18 protein-coding genes are annotated in these 15,451 nt (G+C 68.6%); 10 read left to right on the top strand and 8 right to left on the bottom strand.

All coding sequences use genetic code 11. The annotated features are described in order from the left end of the window. The first annotated feature begins 84 nt into the window (after positions 1–84). On the top strand, positions 85–954 hold the full coding sequence (locus ACWDTP_RS31330; RefSeq protein WP_450027105.1) for a hypothetical protein: 870 nt from the start codon (positions 85–87) through the stop codon (positions 952–954). A 33-nt stretch (positions 955–987) separates the two neighbouring features. On the opposite strand, the gene ACWDTP_RS31325 is transcribed toward ACWDTP_RS31330, so the two are convergent. Further along, positions 988–2,412, bottom strand: coding sequence for an FAD-dependent monooxygenase (locus ACWDTP_RS31325; RefSeq protein WP_450027104.1), 1,425 nt, complete (start codon positions 2,410–2,412; stop codon positions 988–990). Between the two features lie 189 nt (positions 2,413–2,601). Between ACWDTP_RS31325 and ACWDTP_RS31320 the strand changes: the two genes are divergently transcribed. The 7 genes from ACWDTP_RS31320 to ACWDTP_RS31290 are packed head-to-tail and all read left to right on the top strand — an operon-like array spanning position 2,602 to position 9,694. Then, positions 2,602–5,487: a Na+/H+ antiporter subunit A gene (locus tag ACWDTP_RS31320; RefSeq protein ID WP_450027103.1), complete on the top strand. Its 2,886-nt coding sequence runs from the start codon at positions 2,602–2,604 to the stop codon at positions 5,485–5,487. Further along, on the top strand, positions 5,484–5,948 hold the full coding sequence (locus ACWDTP_RS31315; RefSeq protein WP_450027102.1) for a Na(+)/H(+) antiporter subunit C: 465 nt from the start codon (positions 5,484–5,486) through the stop codon (positions 5,946–5,948). The genes ACWDTP_RS31320 and ACWDTP_RS31315 overlap by 4 nt, the downstream gene beginning before the upstream one ends. Continuing rightward, a complete protein-coding gene (locus ACWDTP_RS31310) occupies positions 5,945–7,546 on the top strand; it encodes a Na+/H+ antiporter subunit D (protein WP_450027101.1) in 1,602 nt (533 codons plus the stop codon). Before ACWDTP_RS31315 ends, ACWDTP_RS31310 begins: the two co-directional genes overlap by 4 nt. A 26-nt stretch (positions 7,547–7,572) precedes the next feature. Then, positions 7,573–8,112: a Na+/H+ antiporter subunit E gene (locus tag ACWDTP_RS31305; protein WP_450027100.1), complete on the top strand. Its 540-nt coding sequence runs from the start codon at positions 7,573–7,575 to the stop codon at positions 8,110–8,112. Next, positions 8,109–8,396, top strand: coding sequence for a monovalent cation/H+ antiporter complex subunit F (locus ACWDTP_RS31300; RefSeq protein WP_450027099.1), 288 nt, complete (start codon positions 8,109–8,111; stop codon positions 8,394–8,396). The genes ACWDTP_RS31305 and ACWDTP_RS31300 overlap by 4 nt, the downstream gene beginning before the upstream one ends. Further along, positions 8,393–8,734 carry a monovalent cation/H(+) antiporter subunit G gene (mnhG, locus tag ACWDTP_RS31295; RefSeq protein ID WP_450027098.1) on the top strand — a complete coding sequence of 114 codons (342 nt, stop codon included), beginning with the start codon at positions 8,393–8,395 and terminating at the stop codon, positions 8,732–8,734. The genes ACWDTP_RS31300 and mnhG overlap by 4 nt, the downstream gene beginning before the upstream one ends. A gap of 57 nt (positions 8,735–8,791) precedes the next feature. Beyond that, entirely contained in the window at positions 8,792–9,694 is a 903-nt protein-coding gene (locus ACWDTP_RS31290; protein ID WP_450027097.1) for an SAM-dependent methyltransferase, read from the top strand. An 87-nt stretch (positions 9,695–9,781) separates the two neighbouring features. Here the strand turns inward: ACWDTP_RS31290 and ACWDTP_RS31285 are convergent, their stop codons facing one another. From ACWDTP_RS31285 to ACWDTP_RS31260, 6 genes are all read right to left on the bottom strand, one after another. Continuing rightward, the gene (locus ACWDTP_RS31285; RefSeq protein WP_450027096.1) at positions 9,782–10,408 is read right to left on the bottom strand and encodes an LON peptidase substrate-binding domain-containing protein; all 627 of its coding nucleotides are present in this window, start codon (positions 10,406–10,408) and stop codon (positions 9,782–9,784) included. 86 nt (positions 10,409–10,494) lie between these two features. Further along, positions 10,495–10,881 (bottom strand): hypothetical protein, encoded by a 387-nt coding sequence (locus tag ACWDTP_RS31280; RefSeq protein ID WP_450027095.1) that lies wholly within the window; start codon positions 10,879–10,881, stop codon positions 10,495–10,497. 10 nt (positions 10,882–10,891) lie between these two features. Then, a complete protein-coding gene (locus ACWDTP_RS31275; RefSeq protein WP_450027094.1) occupies positions 10,892–12,019 on the bottom strand; it encodes a glutamate--cysteine ligase in 1,128 nt (375 codons plus the stop codon). After that, positions 12,000–12,707, bottom strand: coding sequence for a superoxide dismutase[Cu-Zn] (gene sodC / locus ACWDTP_RS31270; RefSeq protein WP_450027093.1), 708 nt, complete (start codon positions 12,705–12,707; stop codon positions 12,000–12,002). The genes ACWDTP_RS31275 and sodC overlap by 20 nt, the downstream gene beginning before the upstream one ends. A 9-nt stretch (positions 12,708–12,716) precedes the next feature. Next, positions 12,717–13,184, bottom strand: coding sequence for a LytR C-terminal domain-containing protein (locus tag ACWDTP_RS31265; RefSeq protein WP_450027092.1), 468 nt, complete (start codon positions 13,182–13,184; stop codon positions 12,717–12,719). 48 nt (positions 13,185–13,232) lie between these two features. After that, a complete protein-coding gene (locus tag ACWDTP_RS31260; RefSeq protein ID WP_450027091.1) occupies positions 13,233–13,541 on the bottom strand; it encodes a DUF3263 domain-containing protein in 309 nt (102 codons plus the stop codon). 138 nt (positions 13,542–13,679) lie between these two features. Between ACWDTP_RS31260 and ACWDTP_RS31255 the strand changes: the two genes are divergently transcribed. Then, the gene (locus ACWDTP_RS31255) at positions 13,680–14,273 is read left to right on the top strand and encodes a peptide deformylase (protein ID WP_450027090.1); all 594 of its coding nucleotides are present in this window, start codon (positions 13,680–13,682) and stop codon (positions 14,271–14,273) included. Beyond that, on the top strand, positions 14,273–15,175 hold the full coding sequence (locus ACWDTP_RS31250) for an N-acetylglutamate synthase, CG3035 family (RefSeq protein WP_450027089.1): 903 nt from the start codon (positions 14,273–14,275) through the stop codon (positions 15,173–15,175). The genes ACWDTP_RS31255 and ACWDTP_RS31250 overlap by 1 nt, the downstream gene beginning before the upstream one ends. Here ACWDTP_RS31250 and ACWDTP_RS31245 read toward each other — a convergent pair. Then, positions 15,162–15,451 (bottom strand): SDR family oxidoreductase (locus ACWDTP_RS31245; protein ID WP_450027088.1); only part of this gene is annotated, 290 nt, incomplete at its 5' end. The genes ACWDTP_RS31250 and ACWDTP_RS31245 overlap by 14 nt on opposite strands.

Genomic DNA, 15,451 nt, shown 5'->3' with positions numbered 1-15,451 from the left:
CACATCAGGGACAAATCCCGGCCTGATTTTGTCCCTGATGTGAATCTCGCGGTCGTGTCGGTACCCGGTGCCACGATTCCGGGCATGAGCGGGGTGTTCATCGGCAGCGAGGCGCTGGCGCAAGGGGTTGTCACTCGCAACGACCTCCGTAATCACTACCGACGGCTGTTCCCCGACGTGTATGTGCGAGGGGAACCGACCTTGCGCGACCGGACGGTCGGAGCCTGGTTGTGGTCCGGCCGACGCGGCGTCATCGCCGGGGTGGCCGCGTCGGCGATGCACGGGGCAGCCTGGGTCGACGCTGACATCCCGATCGAGCTGGTCCTGCGCAACACTCGGCCGCCCGACGGGGTGAACGTCCGCAACGAGGTGCTGGCCCCCGATGAGATCACCAGGGTCGCGGGCCTGCCGGTGACCACTCCGGCCCGCACGGGATTCGACCTGGGGCGCCATCTGCCACGGGACGAAGCGATCGCCCGTCTCGACGCGCTCGCATGGACCCGTCGCCTCACGGTCGACGCGATCGAACCGCTGGTTGCGCGATATCCATCAGTTCGCGGGGTCCGTGCGCTGAAGACGGCGCTGCCGCTGGTCGACGCGGGGGCCGACTCGCCACCTGAGACCCGGCTCCGTCTGCGGCTGACCGACGCCGGCATGCCGCCCGAACAAACCCAGATCATGGTGACGGTGGGACGTGGCCGACTGCTGGCCATCTTCGATATGGGCTGGCAGCGCCTCGGGGTGGGAGTCAACTATGACGGTGCCTACCACCAGACCGATCGCCGGCGCTACGTACGTGACCACAAGGTCCTGCGCAAGCTGGAGGAATTGGGCTGGATCGTCATCCGTGTCATCGCCGAGGACGACATCGCAGAGGTACTCATCCGGGTCGAGCGGGCTTTGCGAAGCCGAGGGTGGCACCGAGATTCACATCAGGGACAAATCCCGGCCTGATTTTGTCCCTGGTGTGAATCTCGACGCGAGAACCTACCCCGGCTTGGTGATCCAGTGCGCGATCGCGGCCCGCACCTCCGACGACCGGGGCAGGCGTTCACTGGCCCAGGCCACGTAGCCGTCGGGACGCACCAGCACCGCGTCGGGCAGCTCGGGCCGGTTGTCGATCGCATGCATCACATCGCAGCCGCCGACATCGACCGGGGCCGCGGTGACCAGCACGAACTTCCCCGCCCGCAGCAGCTCGTAGAGGCGGGTACCGCCGCAGTCGACGTCGGCCATCCGCCGGCCGACCAGCCAGTCCTCATCGCGTGAGCGCGGATAGGCGATACCGATGCCGCTGAGCTGCTCGGCCAGGAATCGCCGCAGGCGCGGTATCCGCAGCGCCGTTCCGAGGAGCAGCACCCGCAGTTTGCGTGACGCCGACGAGCCGAGCACCACCTGGTTGAACGTGTCGGTCAGCCGCAGCACCGACGCCCCGACCGGGTGGCGCTCGCGTTCATAGCTGTCCAGCAGCCACGACGGCGCCTGCCCGCGGACCGCCTCGGCCAGTTTCCACCCCAGGTTGATGGCGTCGCCCAGCCCGGTGTTCATGCCCTGACCGCCCAGCGGGGAATGCACGTGGGCCGCATCGCCGGCCAGAAACACCCGCCCCGACCGGTAGTGCCGGGCCTGGCGCCGTTCGCTGAGGAACCGCGAACTCCAGCGCATATCGCTCATCCCGAAATCGTCGCCGGCGATCCGGGCGAAGGCGTTGCGGATCTCGTCGAGAGTCACCTGCACGTCCAGCGGCGCCTGTTCGCGCAGCCGGTCCCAGGCGATCGCCCGAAACCAACCGTCGCCGAACGGCACGAACAGCACCACCCCCTGGTCGCCCGTCCTGGCGAACAACGTCTGCACCGGCGGTGCGGCCAGCCGGACGTCGGCGAGCAGGATGTGCGTCTCGTACTGTTTGCCGACGAAGTCGATCCCGACGAGCTTGCGGACGGTGCTGTGGGCGCCGTCGCAGCCCACCACGTACGCCGCGGCCAGGCTCTCGCCGCCGGCGAGTTCGACGGTCACCCCGTCGGCGTCCTGGCGCAGCCCCACCACCTCGGCGCCGCGACGCACCTCGACGCCGAGTTGGTCGGCATGCGCCTCCAGCACGTGTTCGGTGCCGCTCTGCGGGACGATCAGCACCATCGGATACCGGGTCGGCAACTCTCGAAGGTCCAGCGTCGCCCCGCCGGGCGGGGCCACTTCGTGGACCGGCACTCCGCGGTCCAGCAGTTCCTCGGTCAGGCCGCGTCCGTCCAGCAGTTCCAGGGTTCGGGCGTGCACGGCGAAGGCCCTGGTGATGTTGGGCACCGAGGTGCGTTCTTCGAGCACCGTGACCTTGGCACCACCCAGGGCGAGCTCACACGCCAGCATCAATCCGGTCGGTCCGGCCCCCACCACCAGAACCCCGTTACTCGCCAAGAGAATTCACCCCTTTGCCGCGCGACGGCTCTGCACGCTGATCGTAGCGACAACCGCCCACGTAGAATGACAAAAAGTCATAGCCACATACGCCGATGCTCTTCACGCAAGCGCTCATCGGTAGCCGATGCTCTTCGCGCAAGCGCTCATCGGTAGCCGACACCCCGACCCCAACCCGATCGGAGTGCCATGCTCGCCGTCCTGCTCGCCCACGCGGTCGCCACCGCGCTGGCGCCCCTTCTGGTGGCCAGATGGGGCCGGGCGGCGTTCTATCCCCTGGCACTGGTGCCGCTCGGGTCTCTGATCTGGGTCGGGCTGAACTGGCCCACCCACGACCGGGTGCCGACGGTGCACATCCCGTGGGTACCCGAACTGGCCATGGACCTCACGCTGCGCTTCGACTCGCTGGCGGCGATCATGAGCGTGCTGGTGCTGGCCATCGGGGCCCTGGTGTTGTTCTACTGCGCCGAGTATTTCCACCACCACGACGGCAAGATCGAGAAACGGCTGCCGAGTTTCGCCGCCGAGCTCGTCGCCTTCTCCGGAGCCATGTTCGGCCTGGTGGTCAGCGACAACATGCTGGTGCTCTACATCTTCTGGGAAACCACCACCGTGCTGTCCTTCCTGCTGGTCGGCCACTACGCCGAACGAGCCACCAGCCGGCGCGCGGCCACCCAGGCCCTGCTCGTCACGACGTTCGGCGGGCTGGCCATGCTGGTCGGCATCATCGTGCTGGGCAACCTCGCCGGCACCTACCTGCTCTCGGAGCTGATCGCCACACCGCCCACCGGTGTCGCCGCCTCGATCGGGGTGGCCCTGATCCTGGTCGGTGCGCTGTCGAAGTCGGCGATCGTGCCGATGCATTTCTGGCTGCCCGGCGCGATGGCCGCCCCCACCCCGGTCAGCGCGTATCTGCATGCCGCGGCGATGGTGAAGGCCGGCGTCTACCTGGTGGCCCGGATGACACCCGGGTTCGCCGACACGTCGTTCTGGCGGCCGATGGTGGTCGGCCTCGGACTGCTGACCATGCTGCTGGCCGGGTGGCGCGCGGTGCGCGAATACGACCTGAAGCTGATCCTGGCGTTCGGGACGGTCAGCCAGCTCGGCCTGATCACGGTGATGGTCGGGGCCGGCGGCCCGGACATGATGCTGGCCGGCCTGGCCATGCTGTGCGCGCACGCGATGTTCAAGGCCGCCCTGTTCATGGTGGTCGGGGTGATCGACCACGCCACCGGGACCCGCGACATCCGCAGGCTCGCCGGGCTGGGGCGCACCCACCGGCCGTTGCTCGTCATCGCCGCCGGGGCCACGGCCAGCATGGCCGCGCTGCCACCGTTTTTCGGTTTCGTGGCCAAGGAGGCCGACCTCGAGACGGTGGCGCACAGCCCGGCCCTCGGTGCGTTCGCGCCGTACGTACTGGCCGGGATCGTGGTCGGCTCGGTGTTCACCACCATCTACAGCCTGCGGTTCCTGTGGGGCGCGTTCTCCGACAAGGGACACTCCGAGCCGAGCGTTCGTGTCGCCGAAATGCACCGTCCCCCGGTCAGTTTCCTCATCCCGCCGGCCATCCTGGCCGCCGCGGGCCTGGCCTTCGGACTGTGGCCGGCGGGGCTGGACTCGGTGCTCGACGAGTACGCCGACACGGTGCCGGGCGGATCGACCTATCACCTGGCGTTGTGGCACGGCCTGGGATTGCCTCTGCTGCTTTCGATCGTGGTGCTCACAGTGGGCACCGCGGCGTTCTTCGGCCGGAACCGCCTGCCCCGCACCCCCTTCGGGTCCGCAACGCCGCTGGGCAACGCCGACCGGATCTACGACGCGGTGATCCGCGGCCTCGATGTGGTCTCGGTGCGGCTGACCGGCGAGACCCAGCGCGGATCACTGCCCGCCACCCAGTCGGTGATCCTGTGCACCCTGGTGGCGCTGCCTATCGCCACGCTCGTGCTCGGCACCCACAACCGGCCCGAGCTCGCCTTGTGGGGTTCGCCGCTGCAGGTCGTGGTGGGGCTGATCATGCTCGCCGCGGCGGTGGGCACGACAGTGATGCGCAACCGCCTTGCGGCGGTGCTGCTGGTCGGGGTGACCGGCTACGGCTGCGGCACGATCTTCGCGTTCCACGGCGCACCCGATCTGGCGCTGACCCAATTCCTGGTCGAGACACTGGTTTTGGTGATCTTCGTGCTGGTGCTGCGGACGCTGCCGGCCGAGTCCGACGCCGCCAAGATCAATCACAGACGCGTCCCCCGCGCGATCCTTGCCGTGGCGGTTGGGGCGTCGGTCACCGCACTCACGGTGTACGCGATGGCTGCGCGCACCGGGGTGGGCATCGCCGAGCTGCTTCCCGACGCCGCCTACTACCGGGGGCACGGCGCCAACACCGTCAACGTGCTGCTGGTCGATATCCGCGCCTGGGACACCATGGGCGAGATCATGGTGCTGCTGGTGGCCGCGACCGGCGTGGCGTCGTTGGTGTTCCGGAACCGGCGGTTCGGCGCGGCGCCGCGGGTCAGCCAGGCGGTCGGCCAGCCCGACATCGGACCGGTGGGCTCCTACAGTCCGGCGGCCGGCGGCGTCACCTGGCTGCGCGGCAGTGATCTGCGTGATCCGCGCTACCGCTCGCTGCTGCTCGAGGTCGCCACCCGCGTCATCTTCCCGCTGATCATGGTGTTGTCGGCGTACTTCTTCTTCGCCGGGCACAACACGCCGGGCGGCGGTTTCGCCGGTGGCCTTACCGCGGGCCTGGCCCTCGTCCTGCGCTACCTGGCCGGCGGCCGTTACGAGCTCGGCGAGACACTGCCGCTGGACGCGGGCAAGATCCTGGGCACCGGCCTGGGCCTGTCGGTGGGCACCGCGACCGCCTCACTGCTGCTCGGCGCGCCGGCCCTGTCCTCGGCCGTCGTGCACCTCGATGTTCCGGTGCTCGGGCCGGTCAAGTTCGTGACGGCGCTGTTCTTCGATCTCGGGGTGTACCTGATCGTCGTCGGCCTGGTGCTCGACGTGCTGCGCAGCCTGGGTGCGCGGGTGGACGTCGAGTTGGCCGAATCGCCTCAACCCGTGAAGGCGGTGTCCCGATGACGACCTACCTCGTTCCGCTGATCCTGATCGGCGGGCTCACCAGCACCGGAGTGTATCTGCTGCTCGAACGCAACCTGACCCGAATGTTGTTGGGATTGCTGCTGATCGGCAACGCGGTGAATCTGCTGATCCTGACCGTCGGTGGCGCGGCGGGTAATCCGCCGATCCGCGGACGCGCCAGCAACGGCTCGGAAAACACCGCCGATCCGCTGGCGCAGGGCATGATCCTGACCGCGATCGTGATCAGTATGGGCATCGCCGCGTTCGTGCTGGCCCTGGCCTACCGGGCCTACCGGCTGACCACCGTCGAAGAGGTCAGCGACGACCCCGAGGACACCAGGGTGTCGCAGCAGTCCGGTACCGAGGACGACGAGGAAGAGGTTCCCCAGGCCGATTCCCGCCTCGACACCGAAGCGCCCGACGAACTCGATGCGCTGCCGGGATTCGAGGGCTCGAAATGACGGCTCACACGCTGATTCCGCTGCCCGTCCTGATCCCCGCGCTGGCCGCGGCGATGACTCTGGTGGCCGGACGCCGTCCGCACCTGCAGCGCATCATCACCCAGGTGGCGTTGACCGCAGTGGTCGCGGTGTGCGGGTCGCTGGTGTACCTGGCCGACCGCCACGGCACCCTGGCCCTGCACGTCGGAGGTTGGGCCCAGAGCGTGCCAGGGATGGGTCCGCTGGGAATCACCCTGGTGGTGGACCGGCTCTCGGCGCTGATGCTGCTGGTGTCCTCGATCGTGCTGCTCGCCGTCGTCGTCTACGCCATCGGCCAGGGCATCCGCGACGGCGACCAGCGCCAGCCGGTGTCGATCTTCCTGCCCACCTACCTGGTGCTGTCGGCGGGCGTCTACAACGCGTTCCTGGCCGGCGACCTGTTCAACCTCTACGTCGGATTCGAGGTGCTGCTCGCCGCGAGCTTCGTGCTGCTCACCATCGGGGCCAGCGAGGAACGCGTCCGCGCCGGCATCTCCTACGTGATGGTGTCGATGGTGTCGTCGATGATCTTCCTCATCGGCATCGCACTGGTATACGCGGCCACCGGAACGCTCAACCTGGCCGAGGTGGCGCTGCGGCTCGACGGGGTACCGCAGGGCACCCGCACCGCGCTGTTCGCCGTCCTGCTGGTGGCGTTCGGCATCAAGGCGGCGGTGTTCCCGCTGTCGGCCTGGCTGCCGGACTCCTATCCGACCGCACCCGCACCCGTCACCGCGGTGTTCGCCGGCCTGCTGACCAAGGTCGGTGTGTACGCGATCATCCGCGCGCACTCCCTGCTGTTCCCCGACGGCGGACTGGATTCGGTGTTGCTGGTGGCCGGTCTGCTGACCATGGTGGTCGGCATCCTGGGTGCCATCGCCCAGAGCGACATCAAACGGCTGCTCTCGTTCACCCTGGTCAGCCACATCGGATATATGGTGTTCGGCATCGCGCTGGGCAACGAGCTCGGAATGGCCGGGGCGATCTACTACGTGGCCCACCACATCGTGGTGCAGACGACGCTGTTCCTGGTGGTCGGGCTGATCGAACGCCAGGCCGGGGCGTCCACGCTGCAACGGCTGGGCGGGCTGGCCGCTGCCAGCCCGGTCCTCGCCTTCGTCTTCGTCGTACCCGCACTCAATCTCGGTGGCATTCCGCCCTTCTCGGGTTTCATCGGCAAGGTCGCGCTTCTCGAGGCCGGGGCCGAGAACGGCTCGGCGCTGGCCTGGGCGCTGGTGGCCGGAGGCGTGGTCACCAGCCTGCTGACGCTGTACGTGGTCGCCAGGGTCTGGACCAAAGCGTTCTGGCGGGCGCGGGCCGACGCGCCCGAGGGGCATCTGGCGGCGGCCGCGCCCGCGGTGCTGCTCGACGACGCCGAGGACATCCAGTTCGCCGACCGCGACAGCGTGGGCCGGATGCCGGTCGGCATGCTGGTGCCGACGGGTGCCCTGATCGCGGTGGGATTGGTGCTGACCGTCGCGGCCGGCCCGATCTTCGCCTACAGCGAGCGGTCCGCCACCGAGGTGGTCGATCGCGACCAGTACATCACCGCGGTCCTCGGGGGTGTGTCCGACCGATGAGCCGCTTGCGCGAGGAGAGACCACAGATGAGGCGGCTTCTGCTGCGGGCCTGGACGCTGGCCTTCCTGGTCATGGTGTGGGTGCTGCTGTGGGGCGACGTGTCCGCCGCCAACATCGCCAGCGGACTGGCCGTGGCCCTGCTCATCACGGTGCTGCTGCCGCTGCCCGCGGTGCCGGTGGAGGGCAGGCTGCATCCGCTGTCCCTGCTGAAGTTGATCGTGCTGGTCGGCTACTACCTGGTGCTGTCCTCGGTGCAGGTGGCGTGGCTGGCGGTGCGGCCGGGCCCGCCCCCGCTCACCGCGGTGCTGCGCGCCCACATGCCGGTGAAATCGGACCTGGTGCTGGCCCTGGCCGTCACCATCTTCAACGTGACGCCGGGCAACATCGTGCTGGAGATCGACCAGACCCGACGGATGCTCTACCTGCACGTGCTCGACGTCGGTTCGGAGCGGTCGGTGAACCGGTTCTACCGCCAGGTCGACCAGTTCCACCGGCTCCTGGTTGACACGTTCGAACGCGACTCGGACTGGCAGCCCGCCCCGGACAAGGAGGTCGATGCGTCATGACCTGGGTATGGATCACCGCCGGAGTCATGCTCACCACCGCGGCGGCCGTCACCATCTACCGGCTGCTGGCCGGACCGAGCACGCTGGACCGGCTGGTGGCGCTGGACACCCTGGTGGCGGTGACGCTGTGCGCGATCGGCACCTGGGCGGCGTTCAGCCTGGACACCACGGTCACCTACAGCCTGACCGCACTGGCGTTGATCAGTTTCGTCGGCTCGATCAGCGTGGCCCGGTTCCGCGTGCCCGACACCGACAAACCGCGACCGAAACGGAGGGCACCGTGAACGTCCTCGACATCCTCACCGCGGTGCTGCTGCTGGGCGGCTCGACCCTGGCGCTCACCGCCGCGATCGGCGTGGTCCGGTTCCCCGACACCCTGTCGCGCATGCACGCCGCCACCAAGCCTCAGGTACTGGGTCTGCTGCTGGTGCTGGCGGGCGCCGCGATCCGGCTACGCGGCCACGCCGATGTCGGCATGTTGATCCTCACCGGAATGTTCACCCTGATCACCGCGCCGGTGATCGCCAACCGGGTCGGCCAATTGGCCTACCGCGAACAGAACATTCGCGACGACCTGCTGACCCGCGACGAGATGGCCGAGTACGAGAAGGGCCGGGACTGACCGGTCACCCGCGTACCTCGAAGGGCAAAGCCCGGCCGGCCCGAGGACACTGGAGTCATGGCCAGAACCGATGATGACAGCTGGGATATCACCGAGAGTGTAGGGGCGACGGCACTGGGCGTGGCATTGGCACGCGCCACTGAAACCGCTACGGATCACCCGCTGTTCATCGACCGGTACGCACAGGTGTTCCTCGACGCGGCCGCGGCGCGCGGCTGGCGACCGCCGACCGGAGCCATGGCCGAGCGCATCAAAGCCATCTCGAATTACGCCGCAGCGCGGACCAAGTGGTTCGACGAATTCTTCATCGCCGCAGGCGCGCACGGGATCACCCAGGTGGTGGTCCTGGCGGCCGGCCTGGACGCGCGGGCGTGGCGCCTGCCGTGGGTCGACGGCACCGTGGTCTACGAGATCGACCAGCCGCTGGTGTTGCAGTTCAAGGCCGAGGCGCTGCGGGCCGAGCATGCCCAGCCCGCGGCCGGGTATGTGGCGGTGCCCGTCGACCTCCGCCAGGACTGGCCGAAGGCCTTGCTGGCCAGTGGATTCGACGCAGAGCGGCCATCGGCATGGTCGGTCGAGGGCCTGCTGCCGTATCTGCCTGCCGACGCCCAGGACCTGTTGTTCGAGCGGATCACCGACCTCGCCGCCGAGGACAGCCGGATCGGGGTCGAGGCGTTCAGCACCGACTTCTTCACCGGGGGCTATCTGGAGCGACGTCGGCAGCGGATGCAGGAGTTGCGGGCGCAGGCCGCCGCGTCCGGCGCGGATATGCCCGACCCCGAACAGTTGTGGTTCATCGAGGAACGCCCGCACGTCCCCGACTGGCTGGCCGAACACGGCTGGCAGGTCTCGAGCACCCCCGCCGCCGATCTGATGGAGCGCTTTCACCGCCCCGTCACCCCCGATACCGAAGACATGCCAACGGAATTCGTCGACGGTGTGCTGACCGATCGCCGCTGAGGTCACGTCCCACCTCGCGAGTGTGAATCTCCTGCGAAAAAATCGCCGAAAACTCGCAGAGGATTCACACTCGCGAACCCCGGCGGGCTACTCCGAGAGCTGGAACTCCACCATCGCGGTGACGGTGTCGACGGCCTCGCTCAGCGCGGCCACCCGATCGGCCCGGGTCGGGGCGGACAGCACCGCATACCGGTCGGCCTGCCCCATCGGGACCCGGGATGCCAACGCGTACAAGTGATCAACCGGCTCAAGACGTGCCGCCGATACGATGTCGCGGCTGCGGACCGGCCGTCCGCGCGCCTCCCCCAACCGGTCGAACAGCGCCACCATCCGGTCCTCGATATCGCTGATCCGGGCATCATCGGCCGCCCCGCCGGGTTCGTCGTCCCACACCTCGATGTCGGCGCGCGGATAGGGTTCGTCGTCGAGCCATCGGTGCACCCGAATCCGCTCGCTCATCAGGCAACTCAGCCGGAACCGGCCGACACCGAGGTTCTGGCAGTCCACGATCCGGGCCAGCGCGCCGACATCGCACCGCTGATCCCCGCCGCCCACCTCACGCCCCGCCGCGATCAGCACCACCCCGAACGCCGGCTCCGGCATGGCCATGCAGTCGCCTACCATCGCCACGTACCGCGGCTCGAAGATGCGCAGCGGCAGTTCCTCACCCGGCAGCATCGCCACCTCGAGGGGGAACATCGGTGTGACGGTCATGGCCCGGCGATCACCCGCTTCATCACCTCACCATAAGCCGCGACCGCGGATCCGGGAGGCAGGAAACCCCGTCGCAGGCCCGGTTTTCAGCGTTGCCCCATGAGCACGTCCCTGACCAGGACCTCTTTGGGGGTGAAGGCGCAGAGCATATCGGCCATCCCGACCCACAGCTCCGGATTGCGCGAGAAGAGCTCGCTGTCCTGGCCGATCGCCCCGATCACCTGGTGCTTGGTTTCCTGGTCCATGCCGAGGTAGGCGCCGCAGGTGGTGCCTGCCATTCCGGCCGGTGGCGGGGTGCTCGCCGTCGGCGGCGCCGTCGGGAGGGTGGGCCTGGTCGGCGGCCGGGTCGTGGTGGTCGTGGTGATGCCGGTCTGGTCCGGGTCAGCCATCGGGGTTCCGGCGGTGACGTTGCTGCAGCCGGCCAAACCGATCGCCGCGACGACCAGTCCGGCCACCATCACTCGTTGCCGCATGACCTGAACCCTATAGCTCCAGCTCGCCGATCAAGGTGTCCACGACCTCGCGCAGGTCGCCGTCGCTCTCCTCGGCGACCCGCCGCTGCCGCTGATAGGACGCCCCGGAGTGGTAGATGTCGGCGACGGCCGCCAGCTCGTCGGCGCAGTCCAGCGCGGCGGCGACCGGTTCGAGCCGGTTGAGCAGTTCGTCGAGGTCCTCGGTGACCAACCGCTCATTGCTCTCGGCGTCGAGGATGATCACCGCGTCCAGGCCGTAGCGCGCGGCGCGCCACTTGTTTTCCTGCACATGCCACGGCGGCATGGTGGGCAGCTGCTCCCCGGCTTCGAGCCGGTGGTCCAGATCCACGATGAGACAGTGGGTCAGCGCCACCAGGGCGCTCAGCTCACCGATGTTGGACACCCCGTCGAAGATCCGCACCTCGACCGTGCCCAGTTGCGGCGACGGCCGGATGTCCCAACGAATCTCGTTGAGGTGATCGATGATGCCGGTCTTCTTCTGGTCGTGGACGAATCCCTCGAATTCCTGCCAGTGCTGGAACTGGAACGGCAGGCCCGCGGTCGGCAACTGCTGAAACATCATCGCCCGGTTGCTGGCGTAGCCGGTGTCCTCGCCCTCCCAGAACGGTGAGGACGCCGACAGCGCCAACAGGTGCGGGTACTGGTTCAGCAGCGAGCTGACGATCGGCATCACCTTGTGCGCCGAGGACACCCCGACGTGCACGTGCACGCCCCAGATCAGCATCTGCCGACCCCACCACTGGGTGCGCTTGATCAGTTCGGCGTAGCGCGGAGCGTCGGTCAGCTGCTGGGCCGACCATTTCGCGAACGGGTGGGTGCCCGCGCAGAACAACTCCATGCCACGGTCACGCACGATCCGCCGCACGGTGCCGAGCGTGCCACGCAGATCGTCCATCGCCGCACCGGTGTTCTCGCAGATACCCGTGACGACCTCGATCGTGTTGCGCAGCAACTCCTTGTGCACATGCGGGTTCTCGCCGATCTCGGCGATCACCGCGGCGGCCTCGTTGCTCAGCTCACGGGTGTCGGCGTCGACGAGCGCGAATTCCCACTCGACGCCGACGGTGTGCCGGGGCGACCCTGCGAAATCGATCCGGCTAGCCGGTGTTGATAACACCGCACGCGACCCGACTTCCGGCGTCGCCGGTGGCCATCGTCGTCTGATCCGGTCCCGGGGTGCCGTTGACCTGCTGGTAGCGCTCCGGTGGGATATTGGCGAAGTTGTCGGACTTCTCGTGGATGACGATCGCGGTCTTGGTGCCGGCGAGCAGATCGTCGGCGGTGAACGCGTCGGTCGTGGTGACCAGCTTGCCCGAGCCGTCGGCGCGGATCTGCAGGGAGCTCAGATCACCGCTGGACGGATGCGTGGTGTGGCCGGGCACCTGGAAATGCCCGCCGGCCGAATTGAAGTTGCCGGGCGCGCCACCGGTCGGGGCGACCGAGTTGGCCTCGCATTTACCGACGGAGTGGATGTGCAGGCCGTGGAAGCCGGGCGTGAGGTGTCCGGGGGCCGTGGTCTCGATGGTGAGGGTCGCGAAGCCGTCGGCGAACTGGATGTCGGCGGTCGCCACCGAGGTGCCGTCGGCGGTCTTGATGTCGGCGGTGAGCGTCTCCCCGCCGCTGGTCGCCCCGGCGCCCTGCTGGCCGCCTCCGTGCTCTCCGGGCGACGCCGACGGCGACGACGAGCCGGTCCAGATCGCGGGGGTGGTTCCGGGCTGGGTGGCGACCGGCTCATTGGGAGCACACGCGCTCAGCGCGACGACGGGGGCAGCGAACAGAATGGCGACACCGACGGGCTTCAGCATGGCCAAAGCCTAACCGGTGACCACCACGATGACGCCCGGTGGCTGCTCGGCAAGTTCGGCGCGCCGGGGTTCGACGGGCGCGTCGAGCAGCTTGCCCACCTCCTGGGCGGCCTCCTCCTCGCCGGGGGCCTCGCCGAAGAACACGGTGGTGCCGGCCACACCCTCCAGGGTCAGGTTGCCGGTCTCGGTGACGTTCCAGTCGGCCTCGCGCAGCTGGTTGGCCGCGCCCTCGGCCGCGCCCGCGACCTCGGAGACGTTGTAGACCCGCACCTCGGCCCTGGCCGGTTCGGGTGCTTGCCTGGGCGAGGGCTTCGGGGTGGTCGTGCTGGTGGCCGACGCGACGGTCGACTCCTGGCTCGAGGTGTCGTCGTCGGACCCGACGGCCTGGAACCCGACCAACAGGAAAACCACCCCCAGGAACAACAGCACCATGACCATGGCGCGCAGGGGCAGCCCGGAGGACTCTCGCTGATTCATCGCGTCCACTGTATCGAGCGAAGCGCCCGATCCCTCAATGCGTGACCGTTAGGTGATGTCGAAGCCGAGGCGCCGCGCGGCTCGCGCCTTCTGCCTGGTGGCTCTCATCCGGCGTAGCCGTTTGACCAACATCGGGTCGGCGGCGAGCGCTTCCGGCCGGTCGACGAGCGCGTTGAGCACCTGGTAATAGCGGGTGGCCGACAAGGAGAACAGCTCTTTGATCGCATCTTCCTTGCTGCCGGAGTACTTCCACCATTGGCGTTCGAACGCCAAAATATCGTGTTCGCGCCGGGTGAGCCCGTCGGTCAGTTCAGAGTCGTCCCCGGATTGCTCAGTCCGCGCCATGGCGCCGTCCATATTGCTCCCTGGACCCTTCCGACACTAGAGAAATAACATCGCTGTGGTTCGGCGAATATTCAACCACGGCTTGCTGGCCTGAGCCGACACATAAGCCCGCGAGTCGGCTCTGAAAGGATTGCCGCTTAAGCTTCCCCGGTGGCTGTCGTACCGATTCGCATCGTCGGAGATCCCGTTCTGCACGCCCCGACCGAACCCGTCCCGGTCGGACCGGACGGTTCGCTGCCGCCAGATCTGCCCGAACTCATCCAGACGATGTACGACACCATGGACGCCGCGAACGGGGTCGGCCTGGCCGCCAACCAGATCGGTGTCGCCAAGCGGCTGTTCGTCTACGACTGTGCCGAAACGCGGGGCAGCCGGTCCCGGCACCGCGGCGTGGTCATCAATCCGGTGCTGGAGACCTCGGAGATTCCCGAGACGATGCCCGACCCGGAGGACGACGAGGAGGGCTGCCTGTCGGTCCCCGGCGAGAACTTCCCCACCGGCCGGGCCGACTGGGCGCGGGTGACCGGTCTGAACGCCGACGGTTCGCCGCTCACCCTCGAGGGCACCGATCTGTTTGCCCGGATGCTCCAGCACGAGACCGGACATCTCGACGGTTTCCTCTACCTCGACAAGCTGATCGGTCGTCACGCGCGCGCGGCCAAAAAGGCCGTCAAACGCAACGGATGGGGGGTTCCCGGCCAGTCTTGGCTACCCGGCGAGGGTCCCGACCCGTTCGGACACTGATGGCTGCGCTGCCCGCCGTCGGCACCCGGGTCAGCCTGCGGTTTCGCCTGCCTGCGGGGGCGGAGAAACCCCTCACCGACGTCGTCGGGCACGTCGAGCGGGTCTCCCCGACTGTGCTGATCCGGACCAGGTCCGGCGAACTCGTCGACGTCGCGCCCGAGGCCATCGTGAGTGTGCGCGAGCTCTCACACGAGCCGGTGCGAGCGTCTGAGATCCGCGCGCTGGAGCACGCCGCGGCGATGGCCTGGCCGGGCACCGAGCACCACTGGCTCGGCGGGTGGTTCCTGCGCGCCGGGCACGGCGTCACCAGCCGGGCAAACTCTGCTGTACCGCTGGATGTTTCGGCGCAGATCGCCGACCTTGCCGCCGTGGCCGAGTGGTACCGCGGGCACGATCTGCCGGCCTGGCTGGCGCTGCCCGAGCGACTGCTGCCGATCCGCGCGGCCGGGGTCAAACCGGCCAGGGTCATGGTGCGTGACATCGCGACCGGCCCGCCCACGGTGTCCGCGACGCACCGACGGACACCGGACGCATCGTGGCTGGCGGTCTACGAACGCGAGGTGCCGGTCGATGTCCTGACCGCGGTACTCGACGGCGAGCTCACCTTCGTCTCCGTCGCGGACAGTGCGGTCGGGCGGGGCGCGGTGACGGCCACACCGGACGGCACTCGTTGGCTGGGCATCTCATCGGTACGGGTGGCCCCCGGCCGGCGCAGGCAGGGCCACGCCCGCACGGTGTGCGAGACCCTGTCGGCCTGGGGCGCCGCCGCGGGTGCCGGGCGCGCCTACGTCCAGGTCGAAAACGACAACGACCCGGCCATCGCCCTCTACACCTCGCTGGGCTTCCGGCTGCACCACCAGAACCGCTACGTCGCCGCGGCCGACGTGCTCACGCCGCGCTGATGCTGCCACCACCGTCGGCCCTGATCACCTGGCCGGTGATGTACCCCGCGTCCTCGTCGAGCAGGGCGCAGATGGCGTGCGCGATCTCGGGCGGCGTGGCGACCCGACGCAGCGGAATGGTGTTCAGCACGTAGCGTTCCCGCTCCGACCCCTGGGGGCTGCGTTCCCGGTACATCTCGGTCTCGGTCGGTCCCGGCGCGACCGCGTTGACCGTGATGCCGCTGGACGCGAGTTCCGCGGCCCAGATGCGGGTGGCGGCCTCGAGGGCGGCCTTCG

The sequence above is a fragment of the Mycobacterium sp. NPDC003449 genome, assembly GCF_053588415.1.
This window is presented reverse-complemented; position numbering and strand designations above follow the sequence as displayed.